The organism is Pseudomonas sp. IT-P294 (assembly GCF_949767865.1).
GTDB lineage: Bacteria > Pseudomonadota > Gammaproteobacteria > Pseudomonadales > Pseudomonadaceae > Aquipseudomonas.
Window position 1 is genome coordinate 183,509 of sequence record NZ_CATKQW010000057.1, and the last position, 15,353, is coordinate 198,861.

Here is a 15,353-nt window from a genome sequence, read left to right on the forward strand (position 1 = left end):
ATTTGAGACATCAATGATGAAAAAGCCACCCGTGCTGACAGGGAGGTCGGACCGGGTATTCGATCTGTTGGCACAGACACCCCATAGGGAGCGCCTCTGTGACTACCTCGCCTTGCTCAAACCGCTGGATGATCAGGGACGGTATCTTCCATTCGACGAGTTACGCTACCGCTGGGCGCCAGGAATGGATTCGGGTCTGTGCTGGGCGCTGGTGAAGAAGGCCCGGACTGCACAGTATTCAAGCCTTCTTCCACTTGGCGAGCCAGTGCAGTGGGGCACCTTTGTGCTGACGCCCTTGGCGCAAAAAACCATTTCGGCCGTCGACCGACAAGCCACCACGGCTTCGCTGGAGTACATGACCAGCCAGATTGGTGAGCATGCGCATTTCAGTTATCTGCTCAACGATTTGATCGAAGACGAAGCCATCAGCAGCAGTCAGCTTGAAGGCGCGGCAACCACCACACGGGTGGCCAAGGACATGCTTAAGCGCAAACGCCTGCCGCGCACTCCAGATGAGCGAATGGTCGTAGGCAACTTCAAAATGATGAACTTCGCATGGGAAAAGCGCTACGAGCCGTTAAGTGCTGAGCTGATGACGGCAATGCACCGGGTCGGTGTCGAGGGTATCGACGATGCGCAGTACTCGCCGGGGGCGTTCAGAAACAATGACGATGTGGTCGTGCAGGACGGTGAGGGCAACACCGTTCATACGCCGCCGCCTGCGGCTGGGCTGGAGGCGCGATTACAAGTGTTGGCGGACTGGCTCAACCAATCGCACGACGATCCCGAGCGCGAGGGCTACGTTCATCCTTTGATCAAAGGCATCGCACTGCATTTCGCTCTGGGTTATGAGCATCCTTTTCGTGATGGCAACGGCCGAGTCGCGCGTGCGCTGTTCTACTGGTTCATGTTCAAGAATGATTTTTCGGCGTTTCGCTACATCGCGATCAGCATTTTGCTACGTAATGCGCCGGTGAAGTATGGCCGGTCTTATCTCAATACCGAGGCTGATGATTTAGACCTGACGTATTTCATCGACTTTCAGTGTTCAGTGATTCTGCGCGCTGTCAGTGGTTTTACTGAGGCTTATCGGAAAAGTCTGGCGTATACGGAGCTTTTTGATCGCTGGCTGACCGAATCCGGATTTTTCGATCGTTTGACCGAAAAGCAGCGCGCTATTTACCACGTAGCCAAGAGCGGGATGGCGAAGGAGTTTACGGCCTTCAACGTGAAGGAAAACCTGGACTGTTCGTACGGCGCCGCGTCAGCCACGTTGAACGGGCTGGTTGAGCTGAAAGTGTTCGAGAAAAGGAAGATGGGACGCGAGTGGGTTTTCTTTCTACGGGCTGCATTGACGACCTGATTTCTGTGAGAACAGGCTCGTTCCCACAGGATCAGGTTTGAAGATTACAGCGTACCAAACACCTTCTTCGCCAAACTCGTCGCCGCAGCAGCCGGGTTCTCTCGGATGGTTTGTTCCTGTTTGCCGATCATCTTGAACAAACCATTCAGCGCCTGCTCGGTCACGTAGCCCTCGATATTGGCGTTCTTGGTATCCAGCACGCCCATGGTCGCTGCCTGGCCGGCAAACGTATTGTATTGCTTGGCCAAGCCAACCTGGTCGGTGGCTTGCTTCACGATCGGCAGGAATTTCAGGCGGATCTGTTCGCGGCTGGTCTTGCTCAGGTACTGAGTTGCTGAGTCGTTGCCACCACTGAGAATGCCTTTGGCATCCTCGACGCTCATTTTCTTGACCGCGTCCACCAGGATTGGCTGCGCCTGGGTCACAGCAGTTTCAGCCGCTTTGTTCATGCTGGTTTCAAGCTCAGTGACCTGATCGCCCATGCCGAACTGCTTCATTTTGCTGGCGACTTTACCCAGTTTGCCTGGCAGTTCGATTTTCACGTCCGGGTTGTTGCTGAAGCCGCCCGGTGTGCCTAGTTGTTTGACGGCCAGTTGCGCGCCTTGGGTCAGGGCATCCTTGAGGCCGCCGGTGGCGTCTTTTTGCGACAGGTCAGCAAGCGACAGCGCTAGCGCGCTGGCGGAGATCATCAAGCCTGCGCAGAGGCCGGCAAAGCGAAGGGTAGGGCGGAGCATGGCAGCTTCCTTGTACGAAAGAGGAAATTAGCGGACGGCATCGATGCGAATTATCAGTGGTCACGGGTCGCTGCCGTCAAGCTGTATGGCATGGAGGGCTTTAATACAACGGCGCGAGGGTAGACTTCGATCGTATTGAGATAGTGGTTTTCAATGCCGGTCAGGGTATAGCGTTTACCAGGGATGACGGTGTCCGGATCGTATTCCAGATAAAGCGCCTCAGCCATCTTTTCGCTGATGTGTATTCGGATCAGTTGCGCATTCGTGTCGTCGTGCTCATGCGCCACGATGGTCACCGCTTGTTCAGGCTTAACTTCCTGTGGCGTTTGCGCCTGAATGTAGAGGCGCCCGACAGGACTCAGATGCACGGTTTGTCGGTGCGGCGCAGCATGGACGATCACAAAGTAGTCCAGGTCAATCAACAGCGGAATACCGTTGTGAGTCATGTTTACTGTAATAAGGTATTTAACGCTGATATCGAAATACTTATGTGCAAAAGAAAAATTCCAACGTCCACTGCGCAAGGCGGGAATGCTTGATGTTGCCACACTGATGGGGGGCTTGGTGTTTGCGGTATAGACGCTTATCCGGGTTTCGCCTTCGCCACCTTCAGGGGGGAAATAGTCATCGGGTAAACTAAACGTCAGCGTGACATATTGATCGGTGTTTTGTGCAGTGTTCATCGCGATGTCCTTATCGTGATTGTTTGAGCGGGGCTGTATTAGTTCATATCTGCACAACTAAAAGAACAAGGTTGTTCTTTTAGTTGTTGTCTGGAAGTGACAGGCAGATTAACTAAGCCTGATCCGCCGCATCTTCACTGCGGTGTAACGCCACTTGACGGATCGACAATCGAATCTCCGCTGGCAGCACCCGTTTGGCCACCCCTTCAGCCAGCTCACCCAGCAGTTCGTGATAGCTCAATTTGCCGGCTTCGTCGCGCTTGAGCACATCGAGGTCCAGCATCGTTTGAATGAAGTGTCTGAACAGGCTCTTGTCGAAGAATTCCGGGGCGTTCAAGCCATGCAGGATCGACAGGCGCTGGGCCATGACGGTGCACAGGTCTTCCAGTTCTTCGGCGCTGATACTGTTCTGACCGCTGTTGAGCAACAGCGAAACCGTCATGTAGAAACGCTGTAAGGTCTGGGCGATGCTTTTCGACAGCAAGGTCAGCAACACGAAATGTCGCGAGCTTGGCGCCGGACGCAGGTAGACGTCATTCTCGAAACGCAGCAGGCCTTGTTCGACGAACGCTTCCAGCCATTGATCGATTACGCCATCCAGTTCTTCCAGCGACCAACGAATGAACAGTTCCGATTGCAGGTACGGATACAGCGCGCGGGCGTAGCGCAGGATTTGCTCGCGGCTCATGCGCGACGCGCTCTGGAAGAAACTCGCCAGTAGCGACGGCAGGGCGAAGATGTGCAGCACGTTGTTGCGGTAGTAGGTCATGAGGACGGCGTTCTGCTCGCCCAGGTACAGGATTTTGCCCAGGGCATCACTCTGTTCCGACAACAGGTCCATGTCCTTCACATGCTCGATCAGCGCGCGACCGTCACCTTCCGGCAACGTGGTGTGCGGCGAATAAGGGACTTTGCGCAACAGCGCCAGATACAGGTCGAGCACCCGCGCCATGGCGCGATCATCCAGCGCCAGGCGGCTGGTGGACAGCAAGGCCAGCGCCACGAGGTTGACCGGGTTGATCGCCGCCGCTTCGTTCAGGTGCTGCGCGACTTTGTCGCCGAGGCGGTTGGTGGTTTCGTTGAGCCACGCCGGTTTGAACTGCGGACCCAGTTCCTGTTGGCGCCAGTCCGGCTGTTCGCTGTCGAGGAATTCCGCCAGTTTTATCGGCTCGCCGAAGTTCACCGCCACTTGGCCGAAGCGCTGCTTGAGAGCGCCAATGACTTTGAAGATGTCGAAGATCGATTCTTTCTTCTTGGTCGCCCCGCGCAGTTCGCCGAGGTAAGTCCGGCCTTCGAGTACTCGTTCGTAGCCGATGTACACCGGAATGAACACGATCGGCATGCGCGATGAACGCAGGAAGCTGCGCAGGGTGATTGCCAGCATCCCGGTTTTCGGTTGCAGCATGCGCCCGGTCCGCGAACGGCCGCCCTCGACGAAATATTCGACCGGGAAACCCTTGGTGAACAAGGTGTGCAGGTATTCGTTGAACACCGAGGTGTACAGCGGATTGCCCTTGAACGTGCGGCGCATGAAGAACGCACCGCCACGGCGCAGCAGACTGCCGATCACCGGCATGTTGAGGTTGATCCCGGCGGCGACGTGCGGTGGGGTCAGGCCGTTGCGGAACAGCAGGTACGAGAGCAGCAAGTAGTCGATGTGGCTGCGGTGGCACGGCACGTAGATCACTTCGTGACCTTGTGCGACGTTCTGCACGCCTTCGATGTGGTTGACCTTGATGCCGTCGTAGATCTTGTTCCAGAACCAGCTCAGCACCACTTCCAGGAAGCGGATCGCGGTGTAGGTGTAGTCCGAGGCGATCTCGTTGCCGTAGCGCAAGGCCTGGGCCTTGGCTTTGTCCAGGGAGATGTTTTCGCGCTCGGCTTCGTCGAGGATCGCCTGTTTGACCAGCGGTTGGTTGAGCAGGCCTTTGACCAGGTTGCGACGGTGGGAAATGTCCGGCCCGATCACTGCGGCTTTGAGGTTGCGGAAGTGGACCCGCAGGATCCGCTGGGCCATGCGCACTGTGCGCTCGTGGCCTTTGTTGTGATCGATCAGCTCACGCAGATTAATCGGCGCGGAGAACTGCACGCGGGTCTTGCGCCCCAGGACGATGATGCTCAGCAACCGGCGCAGGCGCCCGGTCACCGCCCAACTGTCGGCGAACAGCAGTTTCCATGGGCTCGATTCGCTGTCTGGCGATTGGCCCCAGAACACGCTGACCGGAATGATCTGTGCGTCTTCGGCAGCGTTCTGGCTCAGGGCGCTGACCAGTCGAGTCAAGGTTGGCGGCGCGCCGCGTTTGTCCTGACGGCCGAGCCAGTCGGGCTCCGGGGTCAGGTAAAAGAACGCGGCGGGCTCCACCAGGTTGCCCACCGAGACCGGCAGTACCGGGCGAGGCAGGCCTGCCTTGGTGCATTCGGTGTCGACCACGGCCAGGTCGGTCAGCGAAGGGTTTTGCAGAACGTAGAACACCGGACGGCTGCGGTCGAGGTTGAGGGTGAACGACGACTGATTGATCGTCTCCGAGCGAACCCAGAGGTACAACAGTCGGCGCAGGGTGCCAAACACAAGACGGCGGAACGGGGAGCGGGTCATACGGCTTCTGCTTGAGTGAGTAAAACCGAGCAATTGCTCGGGCGGCCGATAGTGTGCCGTATTCGCTTAAAATCGGCAAAAAAGCGGCTAAGTAAACTTGAGTTGAGAGTTTTGGCGGCTGTCATATACTCGGCCGTTCAAAATAAAAACAAGGGGAGTACTGACATGGCAACGCGCGAAACCGGCAATGTGAAGTGGTTCAACGACGCCAAAGGCTACGGGTTTATTCAGCGCGAGGACGGGGTGGACGTGTTCGTGCATTACCGCGCGATTCGCGGTGAGGGGCATCGCTCGCTGGCTGAAGGTCAGCAGGTTGAATACGGCGTGGTGACCGGCGAGAAGGGCTTGCAGGCTGAGGATGTTGTGGGGCTGTAAACCTATTAAGGATCGTTCCCACGCTCTGCGTGGGAATGCAGCCCGGGACGCTCTGCGTCCCAGAAGTGGACGCAGAGCGCCCGTTGAGGCATTCCCACGCAGAGCGTGGGAACGATCAGTGTCTCAAGTGGTTTTCCAGGTGATTTCTTCTTCGCCGTCGGCGCTGATGCGCATCCAGCGGTCCGCCGTTTCTTCACCTTCTTCCTCGATCCACGTCCCCGGTGCACAGCGCACTTCAACGTTCAATGCGGCAAAGGCTGCGCGGGCACAGGCGATGTCGTCGTCCCACGGCGTTTGATCGCTTTCCAGGTACAGGCTGTTCCATTTGCCTACCGCCTTGGGCAGCCAGGTGACGGGTACGTTGCCAGCCTTGCACTTGTAAGTCTGACCTTTCTGGACCCAGTCGGTGCACGGGCCCAACGCTTGGCCGAGCCAGGCCGCGATGGCCTTGTAGTCGACGTCGGCGTCTTTCAGGTAAATCTCGATATCGGGTTGGCGCATGGATGTCCTCACTGCGGTCTTGAAAAATCCATTCGCGGATTTAGCCGGCCTCGAGCGTTTGCTCGACACCAAAAATTATTGAAGTACGAAATAATCGTAGCGCATCGAAACAGTGACCTCGAACGGCTCGGCCTGTTCGATTACCGCCGCCCGGCGTTCGGCACTGGCGCGCCAGCCGTGAGGCGTCATGGCCAACAGGTTCGCCCGGTCCTGACCTTTTTCCAGCGTCAGTTTGAACTCCAGGGTTTCGCTGTGCTGCAACGTCATGCCTTCGGGCACCAGGGCCAGGTGCTTGTCGTCGGTGTACTCGCGGACTTCGTCGTAAAGCCGCTCGCGCAACTCCATCAGATGACCGCTGGTGGGCCCGACTTTCATCAAGCCGCCGCCCGGGCTGAGCAAGCGCTTGGCTTCTTCCCAATCCAAAGGGCTGAAGACGCTGGCCAGGAACTGGCAACTGCCGGACGCCAACGGCACCCGCGCCATGCTGGCGATCAACCAGGTCAGTTGCGGATTGCGCTTGCAGGCGCGTTTGACTGCTTCCCGGGAGATGTCCAGCGCGTAACCGTCAGCGTTGGGCAAGGCGTCGGCGATTTGCGCGGTGTAGTAACCCTCGCCACAACCGATGTCGAGCCAGCGCTGCGGCGCGTACTGCGCCGCCAGTTCCGCCAGACGCTTGGCCACCGGCGCGTAATGGCCGGCGTTCAAGAAGTCGCGGCGCGCTTCGACCATCGCCAGGTTATCCCCAGGGTCGCGGCTGTTTTTGTGCTGCACCGGCAACAGGTTCAGGTAACCCTGGCGCGCACGGTCGAAACGATGCCCGGCGGGGCAGGCCACGCCGTTGTCCACCGCGTTCAGCGGTTCGCTGCAGATCGGGCAGGCGAGCATCAGGCGAGCAACTTGATCAGGGTCTGGTAATAGATTTCGGTCAGCACATCGAGGTCGGCGGCCAGTACACGTTCGTTGACCTGGTGAATCGTCGCGTTGACCGGGCCCAGTTCAACCACCTGTGTGCCCATGGTCGCGATGAAGCGACCGTCGGAGGTGCCACCGCTGGTGGACGCCTTGGTTTCGCGACCGGTGACGTCCTTGATGCTCGAGGCCACGGCATCGAGCAGCGCGCCCGGCTCGGTCAGGAACGGCAGGCCGGACAGCGCCCAGTCGATATGCCAGTCCAGGCCATGCTTGTCGAGGATGTCGGCAACGCGCTTTTGCAGGCCTTCAACAGTGGATTCGGTGGAGAAGCGGAAGTTGAACACCGCCACCAGATCGCCCGGGATGACGTTGGTCGCGCCGGTGCCGGAGTTGACGTTGGAGATCTGGAAACTGGTCGGCGGGAAGAAATCGTTGCCGTGGTCCCAGTGCTCGGCAGCCAGTTCGGCCAGCGCCGGAGCTGACAGGTGGATCGGGTTCTTGGCGAGGTGCGGATAGGCCACGTGACCTTGCACGCCGCGTACGGTCAGCTTGGCGCCGAGGGAGCCACGACGGCCGTTCTTGACCACATCGCCCACCAGCGTGGTGCTCGACGGTTCGCCGACGATGCACCAGTCCAGACGTTCCTTGCGCGCCGCCAGGCGTTCGACCACAGCCTTGGTGCCGTGGTGCGCCGGGCCTTCTTCGTCGCTGGTGATCAGGAATGCGACCTTGCCCTTGTGGTCCGGGTAGTCGGCGACAAAGCGCTCGGCTGCCACGGTCATCGACGCCAGACTGCCTTTCATGTCTGCGGCGCCACGGCCGCAGAGCATGCCGTGTTCATCGATCAGCGCGTTGAACGGGTCGATCTGCCAAGCGGTCACGGGGCCGGTCGGCACCACGTCGGTGTGACCGGCGAAGCACAGCACCGGGCCGTCGTGTTTGCCGTGGGTCGCCCAGAAGTTATCCACATCTTCGATGCGCATCGGTTCCAGTTTGAAACCGGCATCGCCCAGGCGCTGCATCATCTGCTTCTGGCAATCGGCGTCGACCGGGGTCACGGACGGACGGCGGATCAGGTCGATGGCGAGTTGAAGGGTCGGCGAAAGGTCGGCGTGGGCCGTCATGGAAAACTCCGGAGATCATGAATGTGGGCGCGGACTAATGTGGGAGCCAGCCTGCTGGCGATGGCGGTGTGGCAGTCAACATAAACTGTGATTGTTACATTGCCATCGCCAGCAGGCTGGCTCCCACAGGGATGGAGATCACGCCAAGCCCTGCAAAATGGCGGTTATCTTAAAGCAAAACGGCGGCCATTGGCCGCCGTTTAGTGCATCTGCAAAGATTTAGACCGCTGGCGCCGTCTCTGTTTCGACCACCGGTTTGGGCAGCGAAGACAGGAACGCCATGATCAGCGCCGCCAGGTACGGCAGTGATTGCACCAGCAACATGGTCACCCAGAAACGCATGTCGTTGCTCGGCAACCCGTTCACCAGGAAGATCCCCAGCGCCGCGCCCCACAACAGCAGCATGATGAATACTTCTTCACGCGCTTCCGAAATCGCCACCCAAAAGCCGTGGTTATCGGCGTTTTTCGGTGTGCGGAAGAACGGAATGCTGCTGGTGAAGAAACCGTACAGCACCGCTTTGGCGATGGTGTGCGACAACGCCAGCCCGGCCAGTGCCGCGCAGAACGCATCCTTGAGGTTGACCCCGACCGCGCGACGGTAGAGGAAGATGATCTTGCCGACCTTGAACACGAACAGCGCCAATGGCGGGATCGCGAAAATCAGCAACGGCGGATCGACCCGCTGCGGCACGATGATCATCGCCGCCGACCACAACAACGCGCCGACAGTGAAGAAGATGTTCATGCCGTCCGCGACCCACGGCAACCAGCCCGCGAGGAAGTGGTAACGCTGGCCACGGGTCAGCTCGGTGCCCTTGCCGCGCAGCAAGCTGGCGGTGTGACGCTTGATGATCTGAATCGCACCATAGGCCCAGCGGAAACGCTGTTTCTTGAAGTCGATAAAGGTATCGGGCATCAGGCCCTTGCCGTAACTGGTGTGGTAATACGCCGCCGACAGGCCTTTCTCGAACACGCGCAGGCCCAACTCGGCATCTTCACAGATGCACCAGTCAGCCCAGCCGAGTTCTTCGAGCACCGAGCGCCGGGTCATGGTCATGGTGCCGTGCTGGATGATCGCGTCACGGTCGTTGCGGGTGACCATGCCGATGTGGAAGAAGCCTTTGTATTCCGCGTAGCAAAGCTTCTTGAAGGTGCTTTCGTTCTGGTCGCGATAATCCTGTGGCGACTGCACCACGGCGATTTTCGGGTCGGCGAAGTGCGGCACCATGTGCTTGAGCCAGTTCGGGTCGACGCAGTAGTCCGAGTCGATCACCGCGATGACTTCGGCATCCTTGGCGGTGTGCGGAATCAGGTAATTGAGCGCGCCGCCCTTGAAACCGGCCAGCGGTGCAACGTGGAAGAACTTGAAGCGCGGGCCGAGGGTTTCGCAGTAATCGCGAACAGGTTCCCAGACCGCCGGGTCCTTGGTGTTGTTGTCGATGATCAGGACTTCGAAGTCCGGATAGTCGAGATTGGCCAGGGCGTTGAGGGTCTGTTTGACCATCTCCGGCGGTTCGTTGTAGCACGGCACGTGGATCGAGACTTTCGGTCGGTAGTCCGACTCGCCGACCACCGGCAGGAATTCGCGCCGACGCTTGTGCGTCCAGACCGCTTCGGCCAGTTCATGCGCCTCGGTCAGCAGAACGATAAAGACCCCGAGTGCGCCGAGGGCGAGCAGGAAACCCACCGTCAGGCTGAACCAGGTGCTGTATTGCTGGCTGTAGTCGTAACCGATCCACACCAATACCGAACCGCAAAGGAACGCGATAAAGGTCAGGAAAGTGCGACCGCGTTGACGCAGGGCCGAGCCGTCAATCATCAGCAACGTCAGGGACAGCAAGGCCAGCACCGCCGAACCGATGGCCAGCACGCGCCATTGCGGGATCGCGACCACCGGGCCTTCGAAGTTGAATTTCTGCTGGCGGGCAGCGTTGAACACGCCCCAGTAAGCGCCCACAGAACCTTCGTCGCTGGCTTTCCACGGCTGGTCAAACGCTTCGATCACGAAGTAGTTGAAGCCCTGGCGATTGAGTTTGTTGACCAATGTGCGCAGGTAGATCGCCTGATCTGCCGGGCTCGCATCGGTGCCGCCACGCATGCGGCCGTTGCTCGGCCAGCCAACCTCCGAGAGCAGCAGCGGCTTTTTCGGGAACATTTTTTTCAGGTCGCGGGCGCGGTCGAGGACGAATTGGCCGGCCTTGTCCACCGGGATGAATTCCCAGTAGGGCAGTATGTGGGCGGCGATCAGGTCGACGTGCTTGGCCAGTTCCGGGTGTTCTTCCCAGACGTGCCACTGCTCGGACGTGGTCACCGGCACCTTCACGGCTGCGCGGACGCGATCGAGGATCACGCTCAGGTCCTTGGCGGTGATTTCCTTACGGAAGATCGCCTCGTTACCGACCACCACGCGAACCACGCTGCGGGACGAGTTGGCAATTTCGATGGCGCGGGTGATCTCGCGTTCGTTGCGTTCCTGGTCCGGACTGATCCAGATCCCCAGCGTTACCCGCAAACCGAACTCTTCGGCCAGTTTGGGAATGTCTTGCAGGGTGCCGTCGACCGAGTAAGTACGGATGTTGTCCGTCAGCTTGCTCATGATCTCCAGGTCACGACGCATTTCATCGTCGCTAGGGTATTGGTCTTTCTGTGGGTACTGGCCTTGTTGAAACGGCGAGTACGAAAAACCGGAGATCTGTTCGGGCCAGTTGGGGGCGGTGACCGGGCGGTTGATCAGCGCCCAGAAGCCGGTAAACAAGGCTGCGATGGCGAGCACCACGACCAGGTTGAGTCCAAATTTACGCGATGACATAGCTATTTCAGGTTCCAAAGGCAGTGGAACGAAGGAACGGTCGGCTGTCGGCCAAGGGGCGCGCATCCTACACCGTGCTTTCACTTACCGTACAGCAGGCAGGGAAAAGCCTGACATTGGGCAATTGGGTTTCACATAAGTTCTTACACTTCTAGCCGGAAGGTGAAAAGTTCTCGCGCGGTGGGCCTATAATGCGCGCCGGTTTTTGGGGTAATGGTCATGAGTACAGAAGATCCGCGGTTTGCCGGCATCGCCCGCTTGTATGGCATCGAGGGCCTTGAGCGCCTGCGCGCCGCCCATGTGGCGATTGTCGGCGTCGGTGGCGTCGGTTCCTGGGCGGCGGAAGCCGTTGCGCGGTGTGGCGTTGGCGAGATTTCGCTGTTTGACCTGGACGACGTTTGCGTCAGCAACGCCAACCGCCAGCTGCACGCGCTGGACAGCACCGTCGGCAAGCCCAAGGTCGAGGTGATGGCCGAACGCCTGCGCGGGATCAATCCGGACTGCACGGTGCACGCGGTGGCGGATTTCGTCACCCGCGAGACCATGGCCGAGTACATCACGCCGAACATCGATTGCGTGATCGACTGCATCGACAGTGTGAATGCCAAGGCCGCGCTCATCGCCTGGTGCAAGCGCCGCAAGATTCAGATCATTACCACCGGCGGCGCCGGCGGTCAGATCGACCCGACGCTGATCCAGGTCTGCGACCTTAACCGCACGTTCAACGATCCGCTGGCCTCGAAAGTACGCTCGACGTTGCGCCGTGATTACAACTTCTCCCGCACCGTGACGCGCCATTACAGCGTGCCGTGCGTGTTTTCCACCGAACAACTGCGCTACCCGAAACCGGACGGCAGCATCTGTTTGCAGAAGAGTTTTGTCGGAGACGGCGTGAAGCTCGACTGCGCGGGCGGGTTTGGCGCAGTGATGATGGTCACGGCGACGTTTGGCATGGTCGCGGCGACCAAGGCTGTGGATAAGATTGTGGCGGGTGTGCGGCGTCCTTCGGATCGCATCAAGCCTCAGGTTTGATCGGTATGGCTGATGGCCTCATCGCGAGCAAGCTCGCTCCCACATTGGAATGCGTTCCCCTGTGGGAGCGAGCTTGCTCGCGATGGCGGTTAGCCCGCCAACTCATTCATCCGCTGTAACACGGCATTGAGGCCGTTACTGCGCGAAGGCGACAGTTGCCGCGAAAGCCCTAGCTGATTGAACCACTCCGGCAAATCCACTTCTCGCAGCTCAGCCGCCGACAAGCCGTTGACCCGCGCCAGCAGCAACGCCACCAACCCGCGAATCAGCCGCGCATCGCTGCTCGCCGCGAACTGCCAGTGACCGTCCTCCAGCGAGCCCACAAGCCACACCTGGCTTTCACAGCCGTGTACACGATTGGCGTCGACTTTATCCTCAGCGCTCAATGCCGGCAGGCGCTCGCCCCATTGCATCAGCAATCGCGCGCGTTGCTCCCAGCTGGAAGCGCTCTGAAAGGTCTCCAGCGCTGTAACGGCCTCGGCGGGCAAGCTCATCGCAGCAACTCCAGGGCCTGATCCAGCGCCTCGAAGAAGCGTTCCAGATCTTCGGAATCGTTGTACAGCGCCAACGACACCCGGATCGCTCCCGCCAGCTCAAAGCTTTTCAGCAACGGCATGGCACAGTGATGTCCGGCGCGAACGGCGATCCCTTGTTCGGTGAGCAAATGCGCCAGATCAGAGTTATGCACACCCTCAACGACAAAACTGGCCAATGCCAGCTGTGGCTTGCCGAGCAATTGAATGCCTTTGCGGGCTTCAAGACCTTTCAATAAATAGTCATGCAGCGCCGCTTCATGGGCGCACACCGCGTCCTGATCGAGCCCCGCCAGATAATCCAGCGTCGCCCCCAGGCCAATCACACTCGCAATCGGCGGTGTACCCGCCTCGAAACCCAGCGGCGCAGGGCGAAAGCGTGCGCTCTGGTAGTCCGCATCCATCACCATTTCGCCGCCAAACTGCCAGTGACGCAATTGTTTCAGCGCTTCATTGCGCCCGAACAACACGCCTAAACCGTCAGGGCCATACAGCTTGTGGCTGGAAAACACATAGAAGTCGCAACCCAGCGCCTGCACGTCATGGCGGCCATGAACCACGCCTTGAGCACCGTCGACCACGGTCAAGGCGTCATGCGCCTTGGCCATCGCCAGCAATGCCGGCAACGGCTGCCAGGCGCCGAGCACGTTCGACAGCTGGCTGACGGCGAGCAAGCGGGTACGTGGATTGATCAAGTGCGTGGCGGCATCGAGGTCAATCAAACCGTCGCCGTCCAGAGGCAGAATCACCAGTTTCAAATCGCGACGTTGCGCCAGTTGCTGCCACGGCAGCAGGTTAGCGTGATGCTCCAGGGCGCTGATGACAATCTCATCGCCTGGATTGAATAAGTGGTCGAGGCCATAAGCCAGGAGGTTCAGCGCGGAAGTCGCGCCGTGGGTGAAGATGATTTGCCCGCAGTCGCCGGCATTCAGCCAGTGAGCGACCTTGCTGCGGCTGGCCTCGAACGCCTGGGTGGCGTGGGCGCCGGGCAAATGTTGCGCCCGATGCACGTTGGCCGCGCCATTGGCGTAGTAATGCGCCAGGGCGTCCAATAGGGCTTGAGGTTTTTGCGTGGTGGCGGCGTTGTCCAGATACGTCTGGTCTTGCCGTTGCAGCGCGGCGATGGCCGGGAAGTCGGCGCGCCAGGGAGAGCGAATCAACATGCTATCGGGCCCTGTTAAACATGGGCGGATGTACGACAAACCCTGTGGGAGCGAGCCGGCTCGCTCCCACAGTGGGTCATTCGACGCTTAGTTGTGAGCGTGCAGCGCTTCGTTCAGTTCGATCGCCGATTTGTGGGTTTTGCATTCCACGGCACCGGTTTCCGAATTGCGGCGGAACAGCAGGTCAGGTTGACCAGCCAGTTCGCGGGCTTTCACGACCTTGACCAGCTGATTTTTTTCGTCCAACAGCGCCACTTTGGTGCCAGCGGTCACATACAGGCCCGACTCAACGGTGTTGCGATCGCCCAACGGGATACCGATACCGGCGTTGGCGCCGATCAGGCAGCCTTCGCCGACCTTGATCACGATGTTGCCGCCGCCCGACAGGGTGCCCATGGTCGAGCAACCGCCGCCCAGGTCCGAGCCCTTGCCGACGAACACGCCAGCCGACACACGGCCCTCGATCATGCCCGGGCCTTCGGTACCGGCGTTGAAGTTGACGAAACCTTCGTGCATCACGGTGGTGCCTTCGCCCACGTAAGCGCCCAGACGAATACGCGCCGCGTCAGCGATACGCACGCCGGCCGGTACTACGTAGTCGGTCATTTTCGGGAACTTGTCCACCGAGAACACTTCCAGCAGCTCGCCGCGCAGGCGGGCTTCCAGTTGATGCTCGGCCAGTTCGGCCAGGTCGATCGCGCCCTGGCTGGTCCAGGCCACGTTCGGCAGCAGCGGGAACACACCGGCCAGGTTCAGGCCGTGCGGCTTGACCAGACGATGGGACAGCAGGTGCAGCTTGAGGTAAGCCTCAGGCGTGGAGGTCAGTTGTACGTCTTCGGCCAGGATCGTGGCGACCAGCGGCTTGTGGCTCTCGGCCAGGCGGGTCAGCAGCGCGGCTTGCGCAGCGTCGACATTTTTCAGCGCTTCAGCCAGTTGCGAGGCCTGGGCGGTGCTGAATGCGATGGCCTGATTGCCTTCGGAGTAACCCAGAACCGGTGCGATGGCAGCGACCAGTTCAGCCGATGGATTGAGCAGCGGCTGCGCGTAAAACACTTCCAGCCATGCGCCTTGACGGTTTTGAGTGCCGACACCAAAGGCCAGGCTGAACAGAGTAGTGGACATGTTGATACCTCTAACAAAATGGAACGGGCTGCTTACTTGAGTGCGGCCGCGTAGATATCTGGCTTGAAGCCAATCAGGGTTCGGTCACCGAGATCAAGCACCGGGCGCTTGATCATCGAGGGTTGTGCGAGCATCAGTTCGATGGCTTTGCGCTGGTCGAGATCGGCTTTGCGTTCGTCGTCGAGCTTGCGAAAGGTCGTGCCTGCACGGTTCAACACCACTTGCCAACCGTGCTCGTCGCACCATTGGGTCAGGTGTTCACGGTCGATTCCGACCGTCTTGTAGTCATGAAAGTCATAGCTGACAGCGTGTTCATCGAGCCAGGTGCGCGCCTTTTTCATGGTGTCGCAGGCTTTGATGCCGAAAAGGTGCAACGTTTTACTTGAAACGGTCAAGGAATTGCC

At 59.5% G+C, this 15,353-nt stretch carries 14 protein-coding genes; 3 read left to right on the top strand and 11 right to left on the bottom strand.

Going from position 1 to position 15,353, the window contains the following annotated elements; translation table 11 throughout:
• The first annotated feature begins 16 nt into the window (after positions 1-16).
• On the top strand, positions 17-1,363 hold the full coding sequence (locus ACM6I0_RS28265) for a Fic family protein (protein WP_414923855.1): 1,347 nt from the start codon (positions 17-19) through the stop codon (positions 1,361-1,363).
• A 44-nt stretch (positions 1,364-1,407) separates the two neighbouring features.
• Here ACM6I0_RS28265 and ACM6I0_RS28270 read toward each other — a convergent pair whose 3' ends face one another.
• From ACM6I0_RS28270 to plsB, 3 genes are all read right to left on the bottom strand, one after another.
• Entirely contained in the window at positions 1,408-2,097 is a 690-nt protein-coding gene (locus tag ACM6I0_RS28270) for a DUF4197 domain-containing protein (protein ID WP_285429955.1), read from the bottom strand.
• Between the two features lie 53 nt (positions 2,098-2,150).
• Positions 2,151-2,780: a hypothetical protein gene (locus ACM6I0_RS28275; protein WP_414923816.1), complete on the bottom strand. Its 630-nt coding sequence runs from the start codon at positions 2,778-2,780 to the stop codon at positions 2,151-2,153.
• 112 nt (positions 2,781-2,892) lie between these two features.
• Positions 2,893-5,376 carry a glycerol-3-phosphate 1-O-acyltransferase PlsB gene (gene plsB, locus ACM6I0_RS28280; protein WP_414923817.1) on the bottom strand — a complete coding sequence of 828 codons (2,484 nt, stop codon included), beginning with the start codon at positions 5,374-5,376 and terminating at the stop codon, positions 2,893-2,895.
• A 165-nt stretch (positions 5,377-5,541) separates the two neighbouring features.
• Here plsB and ACM6I0_RS28285 point away from each other — a divergent pair, with 165 nt between their 5' ends.
• Complete coding sequence (locus ACM6I0_RS28285) at positions 5,542-5,751, top strand: cold-shock protein (RefSeq protein ID WP_008146705.1); 210 nt, start codon at positions 5,542-5,544, stop codon at positions 5,749-5,751.
• A gap of 123 nt (positions 5,752-5,874) precedes the next feature.
• Here ACM6I0_RS28285 and ACM6I0_RS28290 read toward each other — a convergent pair whose 3' ends face one another.
• The 4 genes from ACM6I0_RS28290 to ACM6I0_RS28305 form a co-directional block, all read right to left on the bottom strand.
• On the bottom strand, positions 5,875-6,252 hold the full coding sequence (locus ACM6I0_RS28290) for a hypothetical protein (protein ID WP_285429959.1): 378 nt from the start codon (positions 6,250-6,252) through the stop codon (positions 5,875-5,877).
• A 75-nt stretch (positions 6,253-6,327) separates the two neighbouring features.
• Positions 6,328-7,137: a putative RNA methyltransferase gene (locus ACM6I0_RS28295; protein WP_414923818.1), complete on the bottom strand. Its 810-nt coding sequence runs from the start codon at positions 7,135-7,137 to the stop codon at positions 6,328-6,330.
• Positions 7,137-8,288: a succinyl-diaminopimelate desuccinylase gene (gene dapE / locus ACM6I0_RS28300; protein WP_414923819.1), complete on the bottom strand. Its 1,152-nt coding sequence runs from the start codon at positions 8,286-8,288 to the stop codon at positions 7,137-7,139. Before dapE ends, ACM6I0_RS28295 begins: the two co-directional genes overlap by 1 nt.
• A 219-nt stretch (positions 8,289-8,507) precedes the next feature.
• The gene (locus ACM6I0_RS28305; RefSeq protein WP_285429964.1) at positions 8,508-11,099 is read right to left on the bottom strand and encodes a glycosyltransferase; all 2,592 of its coding nucleotides are present in this window, start codon (positions 11,097-11,099) and stop codon (positions 8,508-8,510) included.
• A 213-nt stretch (positions 11,100-11,312) separates the two neighbouring features.
• On the opposite strand from ACM6I0_RS28305, the gene tcdA reads away from it, so the two are divergent.
• Positions 11,313-12,131 carry a tRNA cyclic N6-threonylcarbamoyladenosine(37) synthase TcdA gene (tcdA, locus tag ACM6I0_RS28310; RefSeq protein ID WP_090187862.1) on the top strand — a complete coding sequence of 273 codons (819 nt, stop codon included), beginning with the start codon at positions 11,313-11,315 and terminating at the stop codon, positions 12,129-12,131.
• 89 nt (positions 12,132-12,220) lie between these two features.
• Here tcdA and ACM6I0_RS28315 read toward each other — a convergent pair whose 3' ends face one another.
• From ACM6I0_RS28315 to ACM6I0_RS28330, 4 genes are all read right to left on the bottom strand, one after another.
• Complete coding sequence (locus ACM6I0_RS28315) at positions 12,221-12,625, bottom strand: SufE family protein (RefSeq protein WP_414923820.1); 405 nt, start codon at positions 12,623-12,625, stop codon at positions 12,221-12,223.
• The gene (locus tag ACM6I0_RS28320) at positions 12,622-13,827 is read right to left on the bottom strand and encodes an aminotransferase class V-fold PLP-dependent enzyme (protein ID WP_414923821.1); all 1,206 of its coding nucleotides are present in this window, start codon (positions 13,825-13,827) and stop codon (positions 12,622-12,624) included. The genes ACM6I0_RS28315 and ACM6I0_RS28320 overlap by 4 nt, the downstream gene beginning before the upstream one ends.
• 87 nt (positions 13,828-13,914) lie before the next feature.
• Positions 13,915-14,949: a 2,3,4,5-tetrahydropyridine-2,6-dicarboxylate N-succinyltransferase gene (gene dapD, locus ACM6I0_RS28325; protein WP_285430377.1), complete on the bottom strand. Its 1,035-nt coding sequence runs from the start codon at positions 14,947-14,949 to the stop codon at positions 13,915-13,917.
• Positions 14,950-14,981: 32 nt separating this feature from the next.
• Entirely contained in the window at positions 14,982-15,344 is a 363-nt protein-coding gene (locus ACM6I0_RS28330) for an ArsC family reductase (RefSeq protein WP_222589966.1), read from the bottom strand.
• Positions 15,345-15,353: the final 9 nt, after the last annotated feature.

What these genes read in the sequence shown, in the direction of transcription:
- tcdA (WP_090187862.1), top strand. Translation starts at nt 11,313, where the DNA reads ATGGTCATGAGTACAGAAGATCCGCGGTTTGCCGGCATCGCCCGCTTG.
- ACM6I0_RS28305 (WP_285429964.1), bottom strand. Translation starts at nt 11,099, where the DNA reads ATGTCATCGCGTAAATTTGGACTCAACCTGGTCGTGGTGCTCGCCATC.
- dapD (WP_285430377.1), bottom strand. Translation starts at nt 14,949, where the DNA reads ATGTCCACTACTCTGTTCAGCCTGGCCTTTGGTGTCGGCACTCAAAAC.
- dapE (WP_414923819.1), bottom strand. Translation starts at nt 8,288, where the DNA reads ATGACGGCCCACGCCGACCTTTCGCCGACCCTTCAACTCGCCATCGAC.
- ACM6I0_RS28285 (WP_008146705.1), top strand. Translation starts at nt 5,542, where the DNA reads ATGGCAACGCGCGAAACCGGCAATGTGAAGTGGTTCAACGACGCCAAA.
- ACM6I0_RS28265 (WP_414923855.1), top strand. Translation starts at nt 17, where the DNA reads ATGAAAAAGCCACCCGTGCTGACAGGGAGGTCGGACCGGGTATTCGAT.
- plsB (WP_414923817.1), bottom strand. Translation starts at nt 5,376, where the DNA reads ATGACCCGCTCCCCGTTCCGCCGTCTTGTGTTTGGCACCCTGCGCCGA.
- ACM6I0_RS28315 (WP_414923820.1), bottom strand. Translation starts at nt 12,625, where the DNA reads ATGAGCTTGCCCGCCGAGGCCGTTACAGCGCTGGAGACCTTTCAGAGC.
- ACM6I0_RS28295 (WP_414923818.1), bottom strand. Translation starts at nt 7,137, where the DNA reads ATGCTCGCCTGCCCGATCTGCAGCGAACCGCTGAACGCGGTGGACAAC.
- ACM6I0_RS28270 (WP_285429955.1), bottom strand. Translation starts at nt 2,097, where the DNA reads ATGCTCCGCCCTACCCTTCGCTTTGCCGGCCTCTGCGCAGGCTTGATG.
- ACM6I0_RS28320 (WP_414923821.1), bottom strand. Translation starts at nt 13,827, where the DNA reads ATGTTGATTCGCTCTCCCTGGCGCGCCGACTTCCCGGCCATCGCCGCG.
- ACM6I0_RS28290 (WP_285429959.1), bottom strand. Translation starts at nt 6,252, where the DNA reads ATGCGCCAACCCGATATCGAGATTTACCTGAAAGACGCCGACGTCGAC.
- ACM6I0_RS28275 (WP_414923816.1), bottom strand. Translation starts at nt 2,780, where the DNA reads ATGAACACTGCACAAAACACCGATCAATATGTCACGCTGACGTTTAGT.